This window comes from Curtobacterium sp. PhB78 (assembly GCF_003751685.1).
Classification (GTDB): domain Bacteria; phylum Actinomycetota; class Actinomycetes; order Actinomycetales; family Microbacteriaceae; genus Curtobacterium.
The window spans coordinates 44,121-63,113 of sequence record NZ_RKIA01000002.1 but is presented as its reverse complement, the minus strand read 5'-3'; the positions used below and the strand labels follow the sequence as shown (position 1 = coordinate 63,113).

The window sequence follows — 18,993 nt, the reverse complement described above, 5'->3', positions numbered from 1 at the left end:
GACATGTCAACACTCCGGTGCCACGATCTCGGGATGGAAACCGGGTGGGCACGGCTGGGCGGCGACTGGACAGGGTGGCGGACGGCGAGTGACCTCGACTGGACTCACCATCGACAGCCCGAGGGGGGACCGCCCGACCAGGGCTGGAAGATCCACTTGTCGGCTCGGCTGCAGGACGCCGAGCGGGTTCGATCGCTGGCTGCCGTCTTCTGCAGGACCGCGGAGTGGTCGTTCAAGTACCTGACGACCAGGACGGTCCTCGAACGAGCCAACGCCAAGGATGCGCCTCGCACGAGCAGCGGGAAGTTCGTGACGATCTACCCTCCGGCGTCCGCGGTCGACGAAGCGCTGCTCGACCATCTGGCTGCGATCTTCGGCGACTGTCGCGGGCCACGGATCCTCGGCGACCTCCAGTGGCGGAAGTCCGTGGTGCACGTTCGCTACGGAGCGTTCCGTTCGCTCTCCGACTGGGACGGCAAGCCTGCCATCCGAGATCCGAGCGGTGCCCTCGTGCCGGACCGCCGAGGGGTTGTGTTCGACCCGCCCGACTGGGTCGAGCTGCCGAACTGGCTCGAGGCCGAACGGCTTCGATCATGTGGAGTCGACGAGCCGCTCTCACGGATGCGCGTCTCCGGCGCGTACTCGTTCTCCAACGCTGGCGGCGTGTACCGAGCGTTGCACGACGCGCACGGCGAAGTGGTCATCAAGGAGGGGCGCGAGTACGTCGGAGAACAGGCTGGCCGCGACGCTGCCGGTCGTGTGGAAGACGAGTACGAGACCCTTCGACACCTGGAAGGTTCAGGGGTGGCACCGCGGGTCCACGGAACGTTCCGCTCCGGAGGCTCGGCGTTCATGATGAGCGAACCCGTGCCGGGCACTCCGTTCAACCGCGCAGTCATGTCGCAGAACCCGCTCACCGCCGCCGAGGCTGACCGCACGACGCTCGACGAACACGCAGCGAGCGTCCGACAGGCCGTGCGCGCGATCGAGCGTCAAGTCGAGCGACTGCACGCGCTCGGAGCCGTCCACGGTGACATCTCACCGCGGAACGTGCTCGTGGAGTCTCCGACGGCCGCGCGGCTGATCGATTTCGAATCGTGCACAGTCGGGGAACCTTCTGGGACGGTCGGGCCAACGACACCGGGCTTCAGCGCGCCGAACGCGGTCCGTGGGCCAGACCGAGATCTGTTCGCGATCGCATGCCTGCACCTCGCCGCACTCGTTCCCCTCACGACGCTCTTCCCACTGGACCCCGGGAAGATCGATGAAGTACTCGCCGCGGCCCGGGTCTGGTTCCCGACCGCGCCAGTGGACGCGTTGCGGAGCGTCATCGGCCGGTGCGTTGCCCTGCCGGACGGGAACACTGCGCGGATGACGCCACCCAGTGTTGCCGAGCTCCGGGACGCGATCAGATCGCGGAGGGAAGCGCCCGGGTCTGCGCACCGGCCCGGCCTCGAGCGCGGAGCGGACGGCCTCGCACTTGCGCTGCAACGGTCTGAGCCCGACACGAGAACTCCCCCGGGTCCGCTCTCAAGCGAAGCGCCCTCAGGCGCGGGCCTGTTCTCCGGCCGGGCTTCTGAGGTACTCCTGGGCAGGACGACGCCGGCGTTCCTCGCCCGACTGCGGGAGGAGGTCCGCGGCATGCTGCGCGTCGATCTCGAGGACGGGCTCGCGGGGATCGGCCTCGCGCTCCTCAGTGCTCCGACCCGGAGCGTCCACCGGGACACCGTGGATGTGATCGCGGAACGTCTCACGGAGTTCAGCCACGACGGCAACCGTGCTCAGCGCCTGCCTGCCGGCCTCCGCAACGGACCGTCCGGCATTGCGTTGTTCCTGGCGCTGCACGGACGCCTGCACGATGATGCTGCGGCCGTCGAGGCCTCCCGACGCATGCTGGAGATCGACCTGCACCGCCTGGAGCACCGACAGGGGTGGGGGCGGCAGCTCCGTCACAGCGGCCGACTCGTGCCCTTCCTCGGGTCCGGCTCCGCCGGCGTCGGGGTCGCGCTCGTGCAGGTGTTCCGCGTGACGACCGACCGGGACCTCCTGCCGGTGCTCCACAGCGTGGCCGAAGCAGCGTCGCCGGAGTTCACCGCGCATTCGGGTCTGCTCGACGGACGCGCGGGACTCATCCACTTCCTCGTGGACGTCGGCGAGATCGGGATCGCACCGTTCGATGCCGAGTCCGTCGCCACGCGCTTGGACGAGCACCGCCGGCGTCTCGCGCTGCACCGGCTCCAGACTCCTGACGGGGTTGCCTACCCAGATCAGCATCTCCGAGCAGTCGACGACGGTTGGGGCCATGGCGGAGCAGGCGTCCTCACCGCCCTGGCCGCGATCGAGGACTTCGAACGTTGTCGCGGCCTGCAACACGATGTCCCGTCGTTCCTCCGCGGCGGACACGGATGATCGCGCTCTCCGTCCTCGGGATCTCGGCACGCTCGATCCGTCCAGACGGCCGCAGGATCATCAGCGACGTGCGCTTCCGCGCCGAGCCCGGCAGCCTGACCGCCATCGTCGGACCGTCCGGAGCCGGCAAGTCGACCCTGCTCGACCTGGTGACGGGCATCGAGGTGCCAGCGACCGGCTCGGTCCTGCTCGGCGACACGCGCATGCACCCTGCCACGGACTCCGGCAGAGCACGGTTGCGAGCGCGGGTGTTCGCCGCAGCACGACAAGGTGACGACCTCATCGATGCGCTGTCGGTCGACGACAACGTCCTGCTCGGTCAACGTCTCGCTCGCAGGATCGACCGATCGTTCGCGGAACGGGTGTGCGCGGCGCTCAACCTCGACCGTGACGTTCGGCGAACGCCGGTCCAGCACCTGTCGGGCGGGCAGCGGAGGCGAGTCGCCCTCGCGCGAGCGTGCGCAGCCGGTACGGCGATGCTGGCCTGCGACGAACCGACCACGGCGCTGGATGACTCGAATGCCGGGCTCGTCCGTGGAGTCCTCCGGAGCGCGGCGACCTCGGGCAGGACAGTGGTCGCCGTCACCCACGACTTCCAGCTGGCAGCGGACGCCGACCGGATCGTTCAGCTGGTCGACGGCCGGACGACAGCGCTGCTCGATCGTCCGACCGAGCAGCAGGTCCGCCGCCTCATGACGGTGCCCTCGTGATCGCTCTCCTCGCTCTGGCTCGCACGGTTCGCGCTGATCTCCGTCCGGCGCTCGGGTTCGTGATCACGGTGGTCGCCGCCGTGATCGGACTCGGAGTGGTGGTCGGCGGCGGGCTCGATCTCGCGGGCGCCCACCCGGACACCGCACGAGCACTCGAAGCGGTCATGCAGCTCACGTCGCTCAGTTCGACAGTCGCTTCGTTCATGTCGGCCCGGGGGCTCGCCGTCTCGCTGCTTCCGGAGACGCGGTGCCTTCGAGCACTGGGCACGAGCTGGATGACGTTCTGGACGTTCGGAGCCGTGGTCGTCTCCTCCGCAGCGGTCGTCGCCGTGCTGTTCGCTGTCGTGGTCGAACAACGGCTCCGGACGAGCTGGGTCGTCGGTCTGGCGGAGGTCCTCGGCGTGACGGCTCCTCGTTCAGGCGGCGTCCCGAGCGGTGTGATCACGTGTCTGCTCGCGGTCGTCTGTGCAGCAGGTTGGTGGAGTGGGCTCCGATCTGGCCGGTTCGCCGTCGTCCGGTCCGGTCGTGCCTGGAGGGCGGTCGGTGCGTTCACGGTGGCAGCGTTGTTCGTGGCGCCCTCGGTGCTCGCGGTTGCGTTCGCGCCGCACCTGATGAGGGTGGCGAGCGGCGCCGGAGACGAGACAGCTGCCAGCCGCCTGACCGTGCTCGACTCGTCCGACGGTCCGCTCATCGTGATGTCCGCCGCTGGCTTCGGGCTCGTCGGCGCGGCAGCCATCGTCGCCTCGGACGCGTCCCAGACCATGGTCGGGATCGCCGCTCGCCTCCTGCGTTCCGGTCCGCTCTCGCCGTTCATCGGACTCTGCCTGGCCCGAGCCCGAATCGGGTTGTTCGGTGCGCTCACGACGCTCGTCGCAGCCGGGGTCGGTTTGACGGTCACGAGGACCATGACCGCAACCGTCGCGAGCAGCATGGCGAGCGAACGGGCCGGAGCGGGCCTGGTCGAACTCGGGCTCACACTCGGTCCGGCGCTCTGCATCGCTGCCGCAGCATCGGTGGGTTCGGCGCTCGCACAGAGCCGCGGGACCGGCAGCGACCTCACCACGCTCAGGCACGTCGGTTCCACCCAGGGCGGCACGATCACCACGCTCTCCGTGGCAGCTGTCGCGATCGGCGCAAGCGGGTCCCTGATCGGGCTCGGTGCGGCCCTCGGTGTGGCCCTGGTCGCGTTCGCGAGCGGCGTGGATGCCTCGTGGATCGCGGCCGTGGACCCGACCGTGCCACTCGTCTCCGCTCTCACGGCGACGCTCGGCACTGCGGCGGTGTTCGTGTGCAGCGAGCTCGTCGGAGTCGTTCTCCACCACCGCCGTCGCCATCATCGCGGAGGTGTCGAACGCACCTGACCGTCGCCGACGGGCACGAACCGCGGCCCGTCGTACCCGTCGCGGGTCACGTGCGCCGTGAAGTCAGCGAGCGAACGAACCCAGTGCCCCCGCTCGCCGTACAGCGCTTGGTAGACGACCACCGGTTCCTCGGTCTCGACGTCCCGGGCCACGAGCAGCACCTCGTAGTCGTTGCCCTTGAAGTGGCGGTACCGGCCAGGAGTCACGTCGTCGCTCACACCCGCGATGCTAGGGCCGGGTGGCAGAGCGCTCCTACACTCGGGCCATGACCGAGCACGCTCGAACGGACCGCGGCCTCGACCGACTCGTCAACTTCTCGGACGCCACGGTCGCCATTGCGATCACGCTCCTGATCCTGCCGCTGGTCGACATCGCGAGCGAGATGTCCTCGGGCGAGAGCGCCGGCGACCTCCTCCGGGAGCACTGGCCCGCCCTGCTCGAGTTCCTCATCACGTTCTGGTTGATCTCGCGGTTCTGGATCCTCCACCACCAGGTCTTCGAGCACGTCCGCTCCTACAACGCCCGGGTCATGCAGCTGAACTTCGTGTGGCTCATCAGCATCGTGTTCCTGCCCTTCGCCGCGAACCTGCTCAACAGCGGCGAGAACGACGACCGGGTGGCACACGCGCTGTACCTCGGCAGCATGGTCGTGACGAGCCTGGCGCTCACCGGCATCGAACTCGTGCTCCGGCGGAACCCCGAGTTGCTCTCCACGCCGCTGGGCGACTCGGCGCGGGGGCTCATCGCCGCCGGGCTGCTGTCGCTCGCTCTGGTCCTGTCGGTGGTGTTCCCGAGCATCGGCCTTCTCTGGGCCCTGCTCCTCGTGCTGCAGGGCACCGTCGCTCGGCTGCTGCGCCGCGTCTGAGCGCGGTACGGTCAGCGCATGGGCCTGGGGGACGCGGAGACCGTACTGGCACGCAAGAACGCGAACTTCGTCATCGACGAAGCGGCAGCGGAGGCCGGCCTGGCCCGGTCCATCGCGGCACCCGGCCGGTTCGGGATGCGCCGCTACGAAGCCGCGGGAGGCCGACTCACCCTGACCCCCGCGGTCCTCTGGTTCCGCGCGCACCCGTTCAACTTCGTCCGGCCGACGTTCGGCATCCCGCTCGACTCCATCGCGGAGCTTCACGACACCTCACGCAACGTCTCGCGGCAGATGCAGGTCGTGCTGCAGGACGGGCAGCGCCTGACCTTCATCATCTGGGGCGTTCGAGCGTTCATCGAGCGGATCGACCGGGCGCGCGCCGCGCTCTGACGACACGCGAGCCCGCCCGCGTCACGTCGCCGGTCCACCGCGTCCGGCGACCGCCGCGCGCCGCCATGTGCGTCGGTCCAGGTGTTGGTCCCGGTCCCGGTCCCGGCGCCTTGAATAGTATGCCTATTCTAGGCGCCGGCGACCGGCCGCCCGGCCGCCCGGCCGCCCGGTCGGCCGGTCGGACCTCCGGACGCGAGCCCCTCCACGATCGTCCGACCGCTCCGAGACCGTCACGTTCGGTCACGTTCGCCCCTGGACGCACCAGAACGACGTACCGTCACGGCATGACCGTCATCGTGGCCGTCGCCGTCCTGGTGGGAGTCCTCGCACTCGCGACCGTGATCGGCCTGCTCCTGCGCACGAGAACGGGCCGAGCGGTTCCCCAGACCGGTCGCGCGCGCAACACGCCGACCAGCCCCAACAGCAGCGTCGCCGACATCGCTCCCCCGACCGCCTTCGGCACCCGCGCCACCCTCGTCCAGTTCTCCACGCCGACCTGCGCCCGCTGCCCGGCGACGGCCCGCCAGCTCGACAGCCTCGCAGCGCAGCACGCCGGAGTCGAACGGCTCGAGATCGACCTCGCCGAGCACCCGCACCTCGCCACGCGCTTCAACGTCCTGCAGACCCCCACGGTCCTGCTCGTCGACGGCTCCCACGCCGTCCGCACCCGCTTCGGAGGCCCACCCCGCCCACCGGAGCTCGCCGCAGCCCTCGACACCGTCCTCACCGGCCCACAGGAGTCCCGATGACCACCGCCCCTGCCACAGCAGGCATCGACCCGCGCTCCCCGCGCTTCGGCGCCGCGATCACCACGGTCCTGCTCGCCCTGACGATCGTCCTGACGCTGATCCCCGCAACATGGGTCGTCGGCATCGTCCTGCTCGCCGTCATCGTGGCGCTCTTCGCCATCGGCGGCATCGCCGGCATCCGCCGCCACCCGTACGGCGCGCTCTTCCGTCGCTTCGTCCGGCCGAGGCTCGCCCCGCCCGCCGAGCTCGAGGCTCCTGAACCTCCGACCTTCGCCCAGCAGGTCGGCCTGTTCGTCACCGCTGTGGCGCTGCTCCTCGCCCTGCTCGGCGTGCCGTACGCAGCCCCGATCGGCGCCGCGGTCGCCCTGATCGCCGCGTTCCTCAACGCCGTGTTCGACGTCTGCATCGGCTGCCTGCTCTACGTGTGGCTGGTCCGTTCAGGCGCCTTCCGTCCGCGACGCGGCATCGCCTGACGGCGGTCGACCGGGAGGCCCGGCTCACCTCCGCCTCGCCACCCGCGCCGACAGCGTGGTCGCGCCCACCGCCCGGCGAACAACCAAAGTCACCTCGCGCCGCGGGATTCCGCGGTTCGAGGCGACTTCGGTTGTGCGGCGGCGGAGGCTCCCCCCACGGCAGCCTCCGACGCCGGCCCGGTCAGACGGCGAGCGCCTGCTCACTGAGCGCGACGAGGTCGTCGGCGCGCAGGTTCGGCCAGCCGTGCAGCAGCTCCCGCCACTGGGCCGGCAACGACGATGCTCCGTACAGCGCACCCGCGAGCCCACCGGCGATCGCGGCGACCGTGTCGGTGTCGTTGCCGGTACGCACTGCGCGGACCAGAGCGTCCTCGAGCGAGGAACTCTGGCGCACCGCGGCGTAGGCGGCCTGCAGCGCGGACACCACCCACCCGTTCGACTCCGTGAAGTCAACGGGCTGCGAGTGCTCAGCCGTGACGATCCGGTCCACCCACAGTCGGCGACGGTCGAGGTCGAGCAGGTCGATGCCACGCAGGAGGTCGAGCTCGCCGGTCAGCACCGCGTGCCGGATCGCCACGCACCAGAGCACGCACGCGTCCCCCGCGTCGGATTCGTAGTGCGTCAGGTCGCTGATCGCGCGAGCCGTCGTGGCGAGCCGTTCCTCTTCGCCGACGTCACCGCGCAGGTAGGCGAGCACCAACGGTGCGGTCCGCATGAGCGATCCGTTGCCGGCGGAGCGGCCCTTGAACTCGTGCTCCTGGCGGGCCGCAGCCCGCGCGACGGAGGCGATCCGCGCCTCCAGACCGGTCAGGACGTTGCGCGTCTGGATGCCGACGTCGGGCGCGTTGACCGACCACGCTGCCCAGGCGGCCACCAGGCCGTCGAGAGCTGGCTCCGACGCTGGGTCGCCGCCGCGGGCGACCGTGCGGAGGATCGGAACGGCCATGCTCGTGTCGTCGGTCCACTCCCCCGGCGCCCAGCCGAAGGAGCCACCGCCGGTCATCGTGATCGGGGTCGGCTCGGGCACTGCCGGTCGGAACTCGTACCCGGCGCCGAGGGCGTCGCCGGCGGCGGAGCCGAGGACGGCACCGACTGCTCGGTCGTGGATCTGCGGGGTGGTCATGTGGACCTCCGGATCAGGTTTGCGCAAGATTGCGTAAAACCGATCCTGCACCACTCGTCACGTTTGCGCAAGTGTGCGTAAACTCACCGGCATGACCGACGAGTACCGCGACGCGAGCGGCCGACGCCTGACGGACTACCCGCGACCCTCCGTCGCCGTGGACACCGCGGTGCTGACCGTCCCCGCGGGCGGACCACTGTCCGTCGTGCAGGTCCGCGATGCCACCGAGGGCGACTGGCGACTCCCGGGGACGTTCGTGCACGAGGGTGAGCGGCTGGCTTCGGCCGTCTTGCGGTCACTCTCCACGAAGGCGGGCGTGACGGGGCTCGCGCCGGAGCAGCTGCACGTGTTCGACGATCCCTCGCGGGACGACCGTGGGTGGGTGCTGTCGGTGGCGCACCTCGACGTGGTGCCGGCTCGTGCTCTCGACCTGGACGAGCCCCAGGTGCGACTCACGCCGGTGGTCGAGGCGCGCGGGATGGTGCACGGGCACGACGACATCCTCGAGTTCGCGGTCGCTCGACTCCGGTCCGTCTACAGCGACGCCCCGGATCCGCACGGGCTGCTCGACGAGCCCTTCACGATGTCGGAGCTGCGGCAGTTGCACGAGGCGGTCCTCGGCGAGCGCCTGCTGCCGGACTCGTTCCGGCGAGCGATGCTGCCGAAGCTGGTCGCCACGGACACGAAGCGGACGGACGGGCCGGGGAAGCCGGCGACGCGGTACCGGCGGGGGTGACGGGACCGGTCGGCCGCCGAGGGTGCGCGCGAACGCCGAACTCGCCTACTGGCTGTTCGTCGCACCGATCGTCATCGTCGCGGCCGTCGTCACCGTCGGGCGATCCGCTCGTAGGGTGGAGGCATGGGGGAACTCGAACTGACAGCACGCCGCGCCTGGCGACGGACGACCCTGCTCGCACTGATCGGAGCCGTCGTCGGCGCCGTCATCGGCTGGTCGCTGGCCACGACCGAGTCGGGTGCCGTCGCAGTCCTCACCGTCGTCGGCTTCGGCGCATCCGTCGGAGGTCTGACCGGTACCTTCTCGATCCTCGCCACGACCATCGGGATGTCGACCGCGATGCAGGCCACCACGGCGGGGCTCTCCCCCGCAGGCAAGCGCATGGTGACGCAGGCGATCAAGACCGGCAGCCCGATCCAGCCACCCGAGTCCGACCTCGCCCTCCGGGCACGCGAGCATGCACGGCTGCTCTCCACCTACCAGCCGCTCGCCCTCGCGCAGTTCCTCCTGCTCTACCTCGGCATCGCTGGCGCCCAGTTCCCGATGCTCGCGGACGACGACGTCTCCGGCTCGGCGTTCCCCCGGTTCCTCTGCGCAGCACTGCTCATCACCGCGCTGATCATGACGCCGATCCTGCTGCGAGCGGCACGTCGGTCGCGGCGGTACCTGCGGGCGGCGACCGTCGTGGCATCCCCGGCCCCGCAGGCCTGACGAGCACGACCGCCCGCACAACCAAAGCGCATCCGAGCCGCGCGATCCCGCGGCGCGAGCTGACTTTGGTTGTGCGAAACGGAACTGCACCGCGCCTCGCCGCCGCACCCGGCACGCCCACCTCGACGTAACACGCAATTTACTTTCACCCCTGGCGCTCGCGCACGAAAGACGCTTTCATAGCGGGATGACGATCACCGAGCGGTCAGAGCGGCCCGACCGGGTCGAGCGCGCCGACGCCTTCGCCCTCGTCCGCACCCAGTCGGCCACGATGCCGTCGAGCATGCGCGCCATCGCCGACGCCGTCCTCGAGGACCCGGCGGCAGCAGCCACCACGAACGCCGCCGAGCTCGCCGGCCGCGCGGGCGTCTCCCCCGCCACCGTCTCCCGCTTCGCCCAGCACCTCGGCTTCGCGAACTTCGCCGGCCTGCAGCGCAGCATGACCCGGGCCGTCGAACGGGGCATCCACGAGCGCGAGCACACCGAGATCCACGCCGGGGTCGCCGTCGACGACGACGTCGCCACCGTGATCGCGAAGGTCACCGAGGACGTCCGCGCCGTGATGGCCGACACCCGCGCCGCGCTCGACCCGCACGCCCTCGAAGCAGCGGCCGCAGCCGTGAGCAGTGCCCGCCGCGTCGTCCTGTACGGTGTCGGCGCGAGCGGCATCGTCGCCCGCGACCTGCACCTCAAGCTCGAACGCATCGGCATCGTGAGCTCGATCGCCGACGACCCGCACAACGCCCTGACCCTCGCGAGCGTCATCGGTGAGCACGACGTCCTGGTGCTCGTCAGCCACTCGGGCTCCACCACCGAGACCCTCGAGGTCGCCCACGCCGCCGCAGCCCAGCGGTCGACGATCGTCGCGATCACCGGCCACGCCAACGCCCCGCTCGCCACCACGGCCCACCACGTCCTGCTCGGTGTCGCCGGTGCCGAGAGCGCCCTCCGCCCCGCAGCGATGGGCAGCCGCATGAGCCAACTCGCCATCGTCGACGCCCTCTTCATCGTCGTCGCACAGCGCACCGACGAGCGGTCCCAGCCGCTCCTCGCCCGCAGCCGCGACGCCGTCCGCACCCACCACCGGAACTGAGCACCACCATGAACCAGACGCACGAAACCCATGACGCCCTCCGCGACGAACTCGCCGCCCTCACGACCGAGGCGACCGACCACTCGCTGGACGACATCGACACGATCTCCACGCTGGAAGCTGCCCAGCGCATGAACGCCGGCGACCGCAGCGTGCCTGCGGCACTGGAGCCGTGCCTCCCGGCCATCGCCCTGGCGGCAGACTCGATCGCCGCAGCGTTCGCGCGCGGCGGCAGACTCGTCTACGTCGGCGCCGGCACGCCGGGCCGGCTCGGCGTCCTCGACGCCAGCGAGTGCCCGCCCACCTTCGGCACCGACCCGTCACAGGTGGTGGGGCTCATCGCCGGCGGCGACGTCGCCCTGACCACCGCCGTCGAGGGCGCGGAGGACGACGAAGCAGCGGCCGTCCGCGACCTCGACGCGCTCGGCCTGACGGCCGACGACGTGGTCGTCGGGATCAGCGCGTCCGGCAGGACGCCCTACGTGATCGCAGCCATCCTGGAGGCCCGGCGCCGGTCCGCACTGTCGGTCTCCGTCGCGTGCAACCCCGACTCGGCCGCGGGGCGGGAGGCGGACATCGCCATCGACGTCGTCGTCGGCCCCGAGTTCATCGCCGGCTCTACCCGCCTGAAGGCGGGCACCGCGCAGAAGCTCGTCCTGAACATGCTCACCACGCTCGCGATGGTGGGCAGCCACAAGACGTACGGCAACCGCATGGTCGACGTGCGTGCCACGAACGCGAAGCTCGTCGCGCGGGCCTTCTCGCTCGTGCAGGACGTCACCGGCGCTCCGTCGGCCGACGTCCAGGCGGCGCTCGATACCTCGGACGGCGAGGTGAAGACCGCCATCGCCGTGATCCTCACCGGCGCCTCGGCGGCTTCGGCCCGTGAGCGCCTCGTCGCTGCTTCCGGTTCCTTGCGCGCCGTGCTGTAGAGCTCTTTCCCCCTTTTCCGTTTCCTTTCCCCCGAGGAGCACAGCAATGCCCGATGCACAGCAACTCGCCCAGCAGATCCTCGACTCGGTCGGTGGTTCCGCGAACATCGCCGACGTCGAGAACTGCATGACCCGCCTGCGCGTCGAGGTCGTGTCCACCGACGCAGTCGCGCTCGACGAGCTCAAGTCCACCGAGGGCGTCATGGCCGCGCTGGCGGCCGGCTCGAACCTGCAGATCGTGCTCGGCCCGGGTCTCGTCGACCGCGTGGCCGACGACCTGGAGGCCCTGCGCGCGGCCGCCCCGTCGGCCGCGGCTGGTGGGGCTGGTGCATCCAGTGCCGCTGCCGCGTCGGATGCATCCGGTGCGTCCGGTGCGTCGCCCGAGGAGCTCGCCGCTCGCGGCGCGTCGATCAAGGCCTCCGCGCGGTCCCGCTCCGACGGCCGCACGATGCGTGCGATCCGGAAGGTCTCCGCGATCTTCATCCCGCTCATCCCCGCGCTGATCGCCTGCGGGCTGATCGCCGGGATCAACGGCATCCTGACGAACCTCGGATGGCTGCCCGGCGTCACGCCGTTCCTCGGCGTGCTCTCGTCCGGGTTTCTCTCGCTGCTCGCCGTGTTCGTCGGGATGAACGCCGCGAAGGAGTTCGGCGGCACGCCCATCCTCGGCGGTGCGGTCGGCGGCATCATCGTCGCGGCCGGTGTCGCGAACGTGACCGTGTTCGGCGAGACCCTCGCTCCCGGCCAGGGAGGCGTGCTCGGCGCCATGGCCGGCGGCATCCTCGCCGCCTACGTCGAGCGCTTCATGCGCAAGGTCACGCCGGACGTCATCGCGCTCATCGTCGTCCCGACCGTCACCGTCCTCGTTGCTGGGTCGATCACGCTCGGCGTGCTCATGTCCGTCGCCGGAGTCGTCTCCGTCGCGATCGGGACCGCTGCCACCTGGCTGCTCGCGAACGGAGGAGCCTTCGCCGGCTTCGTGCTCGGAGGACTCTTCCTGCCGCTCGTCATGACCGGCATGCACCAGGGGCTCATCCCGATCCACACCACCCTGATCGACCAGACCGGGTGGACCGTGCTGCTGCCCGTGCTGGCGATGGGTGGTGCCGGGCAGATCGGTGCGTGCATCGCGCTGTGGGTGCGGTTCCGCTCGAACGCCTCGCTGGTGCGGACCATCCGTGGTGCGCTGCCCGCCGGGCTCCTCGGTGTGGGCGAGCCCCTCATCTACGGTGTGACGCTGCCCCTCGGTCGGCCGTTCATCACCGCCTGCATCGGTGGGGCGTTCGGTGGCGGTGTCGTCGGGCTGTTCGACCAGCTCGGGCACTCCGTCGGGGCGATCGCCATCGGCGCCTCAGACCTGTCCCTGCTCCCGCTGCTGAACGGCTCGTCCGGGTACGGGTGGGCCCTTCTCGGGTACGGGTCGGGGCTCATCGTGGCGTACGTCGTCGGGTTCGTGGCAACGTTGCTGTTCGGGGTGTCCGACTCGGTGCGAGCCGATCTCGAGGCGCAGTCGTCTGCACCGTCCGGCGACCCCGTCGCTCCGCACGCCCCGCTGGACGTCCAGGTCACGCCGGCCGACTCCGCGGGAGCTGCGCGCTGACGCGGTCGGGCGCGAGCGCGTAACTGGCACACGGTCCGCTGGCTGGTCCGACCTTTGAGGCGAGCGCGTCACAGTGCTCGGATGTTGGCGGAGCCACTTTCTGGAGGCGCAGTGCGTCCCTCCCCATTCCACCGGCCGAAGCCCGTCGAGGTCGCCCGGCGGGGGAAGTGGCCGCGTGAGACCCGGCGGCGGTACGCCCGAGGTCAATTTTGCCTTCACGCCGCGTGACCAGCTGGCCGTGGTCGCTAGCGCGACCCGGGAGGTCGCACGCTACCGGGAGGTCGCACGCTAGGAGTCAACCCCGCTGAATGCACGCAGCCCTCGCGGCACTCCGGGACGATGCGGCACACCATCTCCTTGCATCTCGACGGCGGCCCACGGTCGAGGCCAACACGCGTTCCGGGATCACCGATCGGTCGGACGTAGCTCGGAATCGGCCGCACTTGGATCGACCTCTGCAGCGCGCTCTTCCGCCACTTCGTCCGCTTCCCTGAGAACCCTAGTCGCCGCGCCTAACGGCGCGGCGATGGGACACATGGCAGCACTCCTCGACACTGTCTTCGCCGTTTGCGTCCGGTACCCGATACACGTGCTGCTGAGCGCGTGTGATCGGGCGGCAGAGCGTGGTCTGCGTCGCCCGCTATAGGCCAAAGCTGTGCTCTAGACGAAGCCGTGTGACGCGGGTGCGGTAGGACAGCGGCGCACTGCACCCCCAGCGACGTAGATCGATCCTCGGGGCGCGAGCGTCCGCCCGGCTCGCCCTTGTCGGTGCGCCCTGCCAAACTGTTCCCATGGCTCAGAACGACCGGCCGGACCCCGAGTCCGTGCGCGAAGAAGCAGGACTCCATCTTCACTGGCAGGGCCGGCGTTCCTACAGGGCTCTCGTTCCCGCGCCCCGTGTGCTCGAGCGGCAGAACGACCTTTCGTTCCGTCCAGAGCTCGGTGACAATCTCGTCATCGAGGGGGACAACCTCCAGGTGATGGTCTCGCTCCGAGCCCAGTACTCCGAGTCGGTCGACGTCGTCTATATCGATCCGCCTTACAACCGCGGAGGCAACGACTTCCGTTACAGCGATGCGCGTTTCCAGGATCCTGACGCCGACGGAGCCGACTCGGTCTACGTTTCGAACGTCGACGGTGGCAGACACACCAAGTGGCTGAATTACATGGCACCCAGGCTGGTCGCCATGAAGTCGCTGATGGCCGAAAATGGCGTCATCTTCGTTTCGATCAACGACATCGAGCTCGGTCGCCTGCTCATGGTCATGGACGAGATCTTCGAGGAGAAGAACCGCATCGGCGTGATCACCTGGCGCGGCTCGGCGGACAACAACCCGTCGAGGATCCAAATCGAGCATGAATATGTCGTTTGTTATGCGAAGAACTCGGCCGAGGTGGCGAAGGCGTGGACGACGCCCGCAGACGAGACGCGCGACACCTTGCTGGACGAATACGCCAAGATCTTAAAGAGCGAGCCCGAGCTGGATGCGCGGGCAAAGGCTTGGGGGTCGCTCGTACGAGGAAACGGACGCGAGACCCTCGGGCGACTCGCGCGATACACGCACCTCGACGCCAAGGGGCCGTATCAGGTCGCGTACAGGGTGCACAACCCGAAGAAAGGCGGCTACGAGTATGGTGTGACGAAGTCTGGAGTGGTTGACAGCCCTACCGGGCGGGGAACGTACCGCATGCCCGTGAACGGCTACCGTTTCGCTCCACAGACAATGCAGCGTTACATCGATGAGGGCCGGGTGGTCTTCCCCAGGCGGCACGACCAAATCGTCCAGATGAAGGACTACCTCGAGGATTTCCGGGGCACTCTCCGGAGCGTCATCGATCTCGACGCGCGGGCAGGGAGCTACAGGCTGAAGCAGCTGTTTGGCGAAGACTTCGATGGTTTCCGTTATGCGAAGCCCGTCGAGCTCATGGAGCTGCTCGTCGGCGCCGCGGGCTCGAAAGACGCGCTCGTTCTGGACGCTTTCGCCGGCAGCGGCTCCACCGGAGATGCCGTCATGAGCCTCAACGCGCGTGACGGCGGGCGCCGGCGCTTCGTTCTCGTCGAGGAGGGAAACCAAGAGGACCGCTACGCCCGCACTCTGACCGCTCCGCGATTGAAGGCCGCGATCGAGCTCGACGGCTTCGAGACGGGCTTCTCGTTCCTCACGGCCGGCGCTCAGTTGGACCGCGACGCCATCCTCAGCCTGGAGAAAGACAAAATCACCGCCGTCATTTGTCAGACGGACCGGTCTGGCACAAGGTCAGGCATCCGGCGCGTCGGCGGAAAGAAGTGGGTCATCGGCGCCAACCATCGGGGCGAGGCGCTCGCGCTCGTTTGGTACGGAACCGCGAACAGTCAAGTGAACGCGGCCGTCATTAACGAGGCGCTCGCCGAAGCGAGCGAGCTGGGACTGAAGACGCCGCTGCGCATCTACGGCACAACCTGCAACATCAGCGAGACAAAGTCGTTCGTCTTCTGTCAGATTCCGGACGAGATCCTGGCCGCGCTTCAGATCGAAGAGGAGACGACGACGCAGTTCGAGGGGGAGAAGTTATGAGCAACGTGTTGCGACTGTTCGATTTTCAGGAGACGGCGGCTAATCAGATCGCCGAAGCTGCAGCGGACTGGGTGCAGTACTTCGTCGACGACGGCCCGCTGTACCTCGGCAAGACTCCAATTCCTTTCGTCGGGCATCTGAAAGCGGTTACCGGCGCAGGCAAGACTCCGATCCTGGCAAGGGTCGTCGCGGACCTCACGCCCGCCATCGTGCTCTGGACTTCGAAGTCCAGCGCGGTCGCGGACCAGACCTACCGGAACCTGAACGGCAAGTACTCACACCTGCTTCCCGCAGGCACGCGGGTAGTGCGCGAACGGCCGAGTAAGTCCGAGTGGGAGGAGCTTCTGGAGTCAACGGCCGGGCTCACCATTTGGGTCACCACCGTAGGGTCCTGGAACGAAGCCGAGTACGCGGACTCCGAGGGCAGCGAAAGCGCGCGGCTGAACATGCACCGCCCTCACAGGGATTGGGGCGGAGAACGGTCTCCGTGGGACCAGCTGCGCTCGCTTCCGCAGCGGCCGCTCTGGGTGGTCTACGACGAGAGCCACAATCAGACGCCGACGCAGCTCGAGCAGCTCATCGGGTTGAAGCCGGTCGGGTTCCTTCTCGCGTCAGCGACGCCGCCTGCCGGCGGACAGTTCGAGCGTTTCGCGGAAGTCGTTGAAGACGACGCGCGAGCAAGCGAGATCGCGGCGCGCGGGCGATACCGGATCCTGACCAAAGACGTGGTCGAGAATGAACTGCTCAAACACACCATCATGGTCGAGAACTTCGACTCGGACCCCGACCAGCTGCTCGACGCGGCAGTAGCGCTCCATGGAGAGCTTTCGGAGGCGGCAGCTAGCAGCGGATCAGGGCTCAATCCGAAGGCGCTGTATATCGTGGAGAGATCGAATCCGCGCAAGGACGAGATCATTTCCAGGCCCGTCGCCATCTGGGAGCACCTTCGTGCTCGCGGCGTGGATGCGGAGAACATCGCCGTCTACACGCAGACGAAGCTCGTACCGGACGAGGCCGTCCGAATTTCATCGCTCGCCGAGCTGCAGCCCCATCACACGCACATCATCTGCAACCGGGCGCTTCAAGAAGGTTGGGACGATCCTGAGGCGTACATCGAATACTTCGATGACGAGTCCAATTCCTACGTCCGCATAGCTCAGGTAATCGGCAGAGCACTTCGCCAGCCGGCAGCGCGCCACTACGCGGATGACCGACTCAACACGTCGACGCTCTTCGTCCGCGTGCCCAATCGGACGTTCGACGGCATCGTGGAGGGATTGAAAGCCGAGCTCGCGCTGTACGCCGCGGACGAGGCGGGCTCAGATGCGGATCCGGCGATCCGCATTAGGACCCGGAAGGATCCGCTCCAGCCAGTGCCGGTGAAGCAGGATATCGAGGCGGATATTTCATTGCCTCAGTACGTCCTAGGCGAAGCCGAGCTCGAGGCGGAGAAGAAGAAAATTCGGGTCCTCTCACAGGCCATCTTCGCCGAAGAGCATCTGGCAGCCAAGGGGCGCAAAATGATCCAGAAGATCTCCCTTCGCGGCGAGGAGGACACTACGAAGTACGAGCAGATCGCGGCCAGCATGCGCCGGAAGAACGGGGAATACCTGCGAAGGCGGGTGCAGCTCCGCTCCCGGCACTGCGCGCACCTGCTGGAGCCAGAACTCTTCACGGGGCCTGCATACGAGCAATGGTCGTGTAGCGGATCGACTGCGCAGGGTATTCTGTCGGAACGTGCGTCCGCAATGGCCGACGCCTTCGAATCAACTGTCGACCTCGTGCCGAATGAGATCTACGGGGAGGAGACCTGGAGTCCGTCCGCTTACACGCCGACGTCCGACAAGTTCTACTCATTCAATAACGCGGTGCATGCTAAGTACGCGCAGAACCAGTTCAACGCCGAAGAGCTGGCGTTCGCGAAGGTGCTTGATTCGCTGAACCGCGGGGTTTGGATGCGAAACCCTGCGCGCGGCGACGGCTACGGAATCCTGCTGCCCGTCAAAGTCGGCACGTCCAGCACCTTCTATCCCGACTTCCTCTGGTGGGTTGACGGCAAGTGCTTTGCCCTCGACCCGACGGGCAAGCACATCCTCGAGGAGAAAGTGCGCGGCAAGTTGCTTACAGTGGAGAAGCCTAAAATAGCATTGTTTACACGGGGGACGGTGAGCGCCGACTTCCACAGTCTTGTAGACACCGACGGATACACACTTGTGCGTCCCCGCTCGAACAGGGCGCCGGCTCCTGAACACCTAAGTTCGGTCGAAGACGCGTTGCTAAGGCTCGCGCCGCCACCACCAGCGCCTCCGAGCTGACCGCGAGGAGGACCTGTAGCCTCTCTTTCGCCTCGGCGAGACCAACTATTGAGCCAGGTTACCGGGCTGCCGAGACAACGTCGGCAAACCATCCAACCGGCACTAGAGTCGACATTGGACATCCACCCGTACCGTGTAGACACTGGAAGACATTCGTGCCGTCGCTTATCGCGATTTTTGCTCGAACGGTCGCTTGCCTTATGCACACCAGTTAGCTGGCTCTCCGGACACTTGGTGGGGTGAGGCGCGCCGGGTGATGTTGAGCGGGTTAGGGTCGAGGTCACTCGAAGATCAGTAGCTTCGACCGCTGTTCCAGAACGAGTACCTCGACGTGTCTCACGATACTTCGGGGATGCTTGCACGGGCTTTGTCATCTGCCGATGTCCCCACTGCGGCGCGGTGGTCGGCTTCGATGGCGTCCATGTTGAGCACGTCGAGCGTCGTAACGAGCCACTCATCTTGACGGTCCCGAGTGCCGGGGCTCCGGTCGGATGCTCGTCGTGCGAAGGGTCGTGACCGGTCGTGGGGATCGGTGTCGACTGCTCCGTGACGTGCCCGGGGCGACACAGGTGCCGGCCGTGTGGCGGCAAGGCGTCTTCCGATGCTGCGATCGTGGCTGCGCCCGAAAGGCGTTCGTCGAGCAGCTCCCGTCGTTGTCGAACCAGAACTGGCGCGGCTGGCCGCGGACGAGGCCCGATTCGAGGGCCACCACGTTTAGTGCCGGCGCACCTGTCTGGCCTTGAGTCAGGCCCGCCAGCGCGGCTCGAAGGAGCTGAGCTGACCGGCCTGGTCGGCATCACCCGCGAAATTGCCGGCAGGACGGCGCCCCGCTGCTGGACTTCGTGCCGGCCAGTCGAGGAAGGCCCGCGCGACCTGGCCCGAGGACCACGTGGACGCGTGCCACAAGCGGGTGACCGCCGCAGCAGTCGATCTGTACGCCGTTTACAAGACCCCGATCGATGGCAAGCTGG

At 68.4% G+C, this 18,993-nt stretch carries 16 protein-coding genes; 14 read left to right on the top strand and 2 right to left on the bottom strand.

The genetic code is table 11. The annotated features are described in order from the left end of the window. The first annotated feature begins 33 nt into the window (after positions 1 to 33). Genes EDF53_RS04095 through EDF53_RS04085 form a run of 3 tightly spaced genes read left to right on the top strand, consistent with a single transcriptional unit; the run spans position 34 to position 4,480 of the window. On the top strand, positions 34 to 2,409 hold the full coding sequence (locus tag EDF53_RS04095) for a protein kinase domain-containing protein (protein ID WP_185020938.1): 2,376 nt from the start codon (positions 34 to 36) through the stop codon (positions 2,407 to 2,409). Then, positions 2,406 to 3,119, top strand: a complete 714-nt coding sequence (locus tag EDF53_RS04090; RefSeq protein WP_123292394.1) for an ABC transporter ATP-binding protein — start codon at positions 2,406 to 2,408, stop codon at positions 3,117 to 3,119. The genes EDF53_RS04095 and EDF53_RS04090 overlap by 4 nt, the downstream gene beginning before the upstream one ends. Then, positions 3,116 to 4,480, top strand: coding sequence for a hypothetical protein (locus EDF53_RS04085; RefSeq protein ID WP_123292393.1), 1,365 nt, complete (start codon positions 3,116 to 3,118; stop codon positions 4,478 to 4,480). Before EDF53_RS04090 ends, EDF53_RS04085 begins: the two co-directional genes overlap by 4 nt. On the opposite strand, the gene EDF53_RS04080 is transcribed toward EDF53_RS04085, so the two are convergent. Then, entirely contained in the window at positions 4,453 to 4,698 is a 246-nt protein-coding gene (locus tag EDF53_RS04080; RefSeq protein WP_185003124.1) for a DUF1653 domain-containing protein, read from the bottom strand. The two genes, EDF53_RS04085 and EDF53_RS04080, sit on opposite strands and share 28 nt — an antisense overlap. Positions 4,699 to 4,745: 47 nt before the next feature. On the opposite strand from EDF53_RS04080, the gene EDF53_RS04075 reads away from it, so the two are divergent. The 4 genes from EDF53_RS04075 to EDF53_RS04060 all read left to right on the top strand — a co-directional run bounded on the left by EDF53_RS04075 (position 4,746) and on the right by EDF53_RS04060 (position 6,957). Next, positions 4,746 to 5,345, top strand: coding sequence for a TMEM175 family protein (locus tag EDF53_RS04075; RefSeq protein WP_123292392.1), 600 nt, complete (start codon positions 4,746 to 4,748; stop codon positions 5,343 to 5,345). Positions 5,346 to 5,363: 18 nt separating this feature from the next. Further along, positions 5,364 to 5,735, top strand: a complete 372-nt coding sequence (locus EDF53_RS04070) for a hypothetical protein (protein ID WP_123292391.1) — start codon at positions 5,364 to 5,366, stop codon at positions 5,733 to 5,735. 284 nt (positions 5,736 to 6,019) lie between these two features. Further along, positions 6,020 to 6,484 carry a thioredoxin family protein gene (locus EDF53_RS04065; protein WP_123292390.1) on the top strand — a complete coding sequence of 155 codons (465 nt, stop codon included), beginning with the start codon at positions 6,020 to 6,022 and terminating at the stop codon, positions 6,482 to 6,484. Further along, complete coding sequence (locus EDF53_RS04060) at positions 6,481 to 6,957, top strand: DUF4395 domain-containing protein (RefSeq protein ID WP_123292389.1); 477 nt, start codon at positions 6,481 to 6,483, stop codon at positions 6,955 to 6,957. The genes EDF53_RS04065 and EDF53_RS04060 overlap by 4 nt, the downstream gene beginning before the upstream one ends. A 181-nt stretch (positions 6,958 to 7,138) precedes the next feature. Here EDF53_RS04060 and EDF53_RS04055 read toward each other — a convergent pair whose 3' ends face one another. Then, positions 7,139 to 8,080, bottom strand: a complete 942-nt coding sequence (locus tag EDF53_RS04055) for an ADP-ribosylglycohydrolase family protein (RefSeq protein ID WP_123292388.1) — start codon at positions 8,078 to 8,080, stop codon at positions 7,139 to 7,141. 91 nt (positions 8,081 to 8,171) lie between these two features. Here EDF53_RS04055 and EDF53_RS04050 point away from each other — a divergent pair, with 91 nt between their 5' ends. The 7 genes from EDF53_RS04050 (at position 8,172) to EDF53_RS04020 (ending at position 18,022) form a co-directional block, all read left to right on the top strand. Further along, positions 8,172 to 8,816, top strand: coding sequence for an NrtR DNA-binding winged helix domain-containing protein (locus EDF53_RS04050; RefSeq protein WP_123292387.1), 645 nt, complete (start codon positions 8,172 to 8,174; stop codon positions 8,814 to 8,816). Positions 8,817 to 8,939: 123 nt separating this feature from the next. Further along, complete coding sequence (locus EDF53_RS04045; RefSeq protein ID WP_123292386.1) at positions 8,940 to 9,527, top strand: hypothetical protein; 588 nt, start codon at positions 8,940 to 8,942, stop codon at positions 9,525 to 9,527. Between the two features lie 187 nt (positions 9,528 to 9,714). Further along, positions 9,715 to 10,620, top strand: coding sequence for a MurR/RpiR family transcriptional regulator (locus tag EDF53_RS04040; protein ID WP_123292385.1), 906 nt, complete (start codon positions 9,715 to 9,717; stop codon positions 10,618 to 10,620). A gap of 8 nt (positions 10,621 to 10,628) precedes the next feature. Beyond that, positions 10,629 to 11,552, top strand: a complete 924-nt coding sequence (gene murQ / locus EDF53_RS04035; RefSeq protein ID WP_123292384.1) for an N-acetylmuramic acid 6-phosphate etherase — start codon at positions 10,629 to 10,631, stop codon at positions 11,550 to 11,552. A gap of 46 nt (positions 11,553 to 11,598) precedes the next feature. Next, complete coding sequence (locus tag EDF53_RS04030) at positions 11,599 to 13,152, top strand: PTS transporter subunit EIIC (protein WP_123292383.1); 1,554 nt, start codon at positions 11,599 to 11,601, stop codon at positions 13,150 to 13,152. Between the two features lie 791 nt (positions 13,153 to 13,943). Beyond that, positions 13,944 to 15,707: a site-specific DNA-methyltransferase gene (locus EDF53_RS04025; RefSeq protein WP_123292382.1), complete on the top strand. Its 1,764-nt coding sequence runs from the start codon at positions 13,944 to 13,946 to the stop codon at positions 15,705 to 15,707. After that, complete coding sequence (locus tag EDF53_RS04020) at positions 15,704 to 18,022, top strand: DEAD/DEAH box helicase family protein (RefSeq protein WP_123292381.1); 2,319 nt, start codon at positions 15,704 to 15,706, stop codon at positions 18,020 to 18,022. Before EDF53_RS04025 ends, EDF53_RS04020 begins: the two co-directional genes overlap by 4 nt. Positions 18,023 to 18,993 lie beyond the last annotated feature (971 nt).

Bases quoted from the DNA above. Each gene is read 5' to 3' on its own strand.
- EDF53_RS04060 (WP_123292389.1), top strand. From the start codon at position 6,481: ATGACCACCGCCCCTGCCACAGCAGGCATCGACCCGCGCTCCCCGCGC.
- EDF53_RS04095 (WP_185020938.1), top strand. From the start codon at position 34: ATGGAAACCGGGTGGGCACGGCTGGGCGGCGACTGGACAGGGTGGCGG.
- EDF53_RS04030 (WP_123292383.1), top strand. From the start codon at position 11,599: ATGCCCGATGCACAGCAACTCGCCCAGCAGATCCTCGACTCGGTCGGT.
- EDF53_RS04090 (WP_123292394.1), top strand. From the start codon at position 2,406: ATGATCGCGCTCTCCGTCCTCGGGATCTCGGCACGCTCGATCCGTCCA.
- EDF53_RS04070 (WP_123292391.1), top strand. From the start codon at position 5,364: ATGGGCCTGGGGGACGCGGAGACCGTACTGGCACGCAAGAACGCGAAC.
- EDF53_RS04065 (WP_123292390.1), top strand. From the start codon at position 6,020: ATGACCGTCATCGTGGCCGTCGCCGTCCTGGTGGGAGTCCTCGCACTC.
- EDF53_RS04025 (WP_123292382.1), top strand. From the start codon at position 13,944: ATGGCTCAGAACGACCGGCCGGACCCCGAGTCCGTGCGCGAAGAAGCA.
- murQ (WP_123292384.1), top strand. From the start codon at position 10,629: ATGAACCAGACGCACGAAACCCATGACGCCCTCCGCGACGAACTCGCC.
- EDF53_RS04050 (WP_123292387.1), top strand. From the start codon at position 8,172: ATGACCGACGAGTACCGCGACGCGAGCGGCCGACGCCTGACGGACTAC.
- EDF53_RS04045 (WP_123292386.1), top strand. From the start codon at position 8,940: ATGGGGGAACTCGAACTGACAGCACGCCGCGCCTGGCGACGGACGACC.
- EDF53_RS04055 (WP_123292388.1), bottom strand. From the start codon at position 8,080: ATGACCACCCCGCAGATCCACGACCGAGCAGTCGGTGCCGTCCTCGGC.
- EDF53_RS04075 (WP_123292392.1), top strand. From the start codon at position 4,746: ATGACCGAGCACGCTCGAACGGACCGCGGCCTCGACCGACTCGTCAAC.
- EDF53_RS04020 (WP_123292381.1), top strand. From the start codon at position 15,704: ATGAGCAACGTGTTGCGACTGTTCGATTTTCAGGAGACGGCGGCTAAT.
- EDF53_RS04040 (WP_123292385.1), top strand. From the start codon at position 9,715: ATGACGATCACCGAGCGGTCAGAGCGGCCCGACCGGGTCGAGCGCGCC.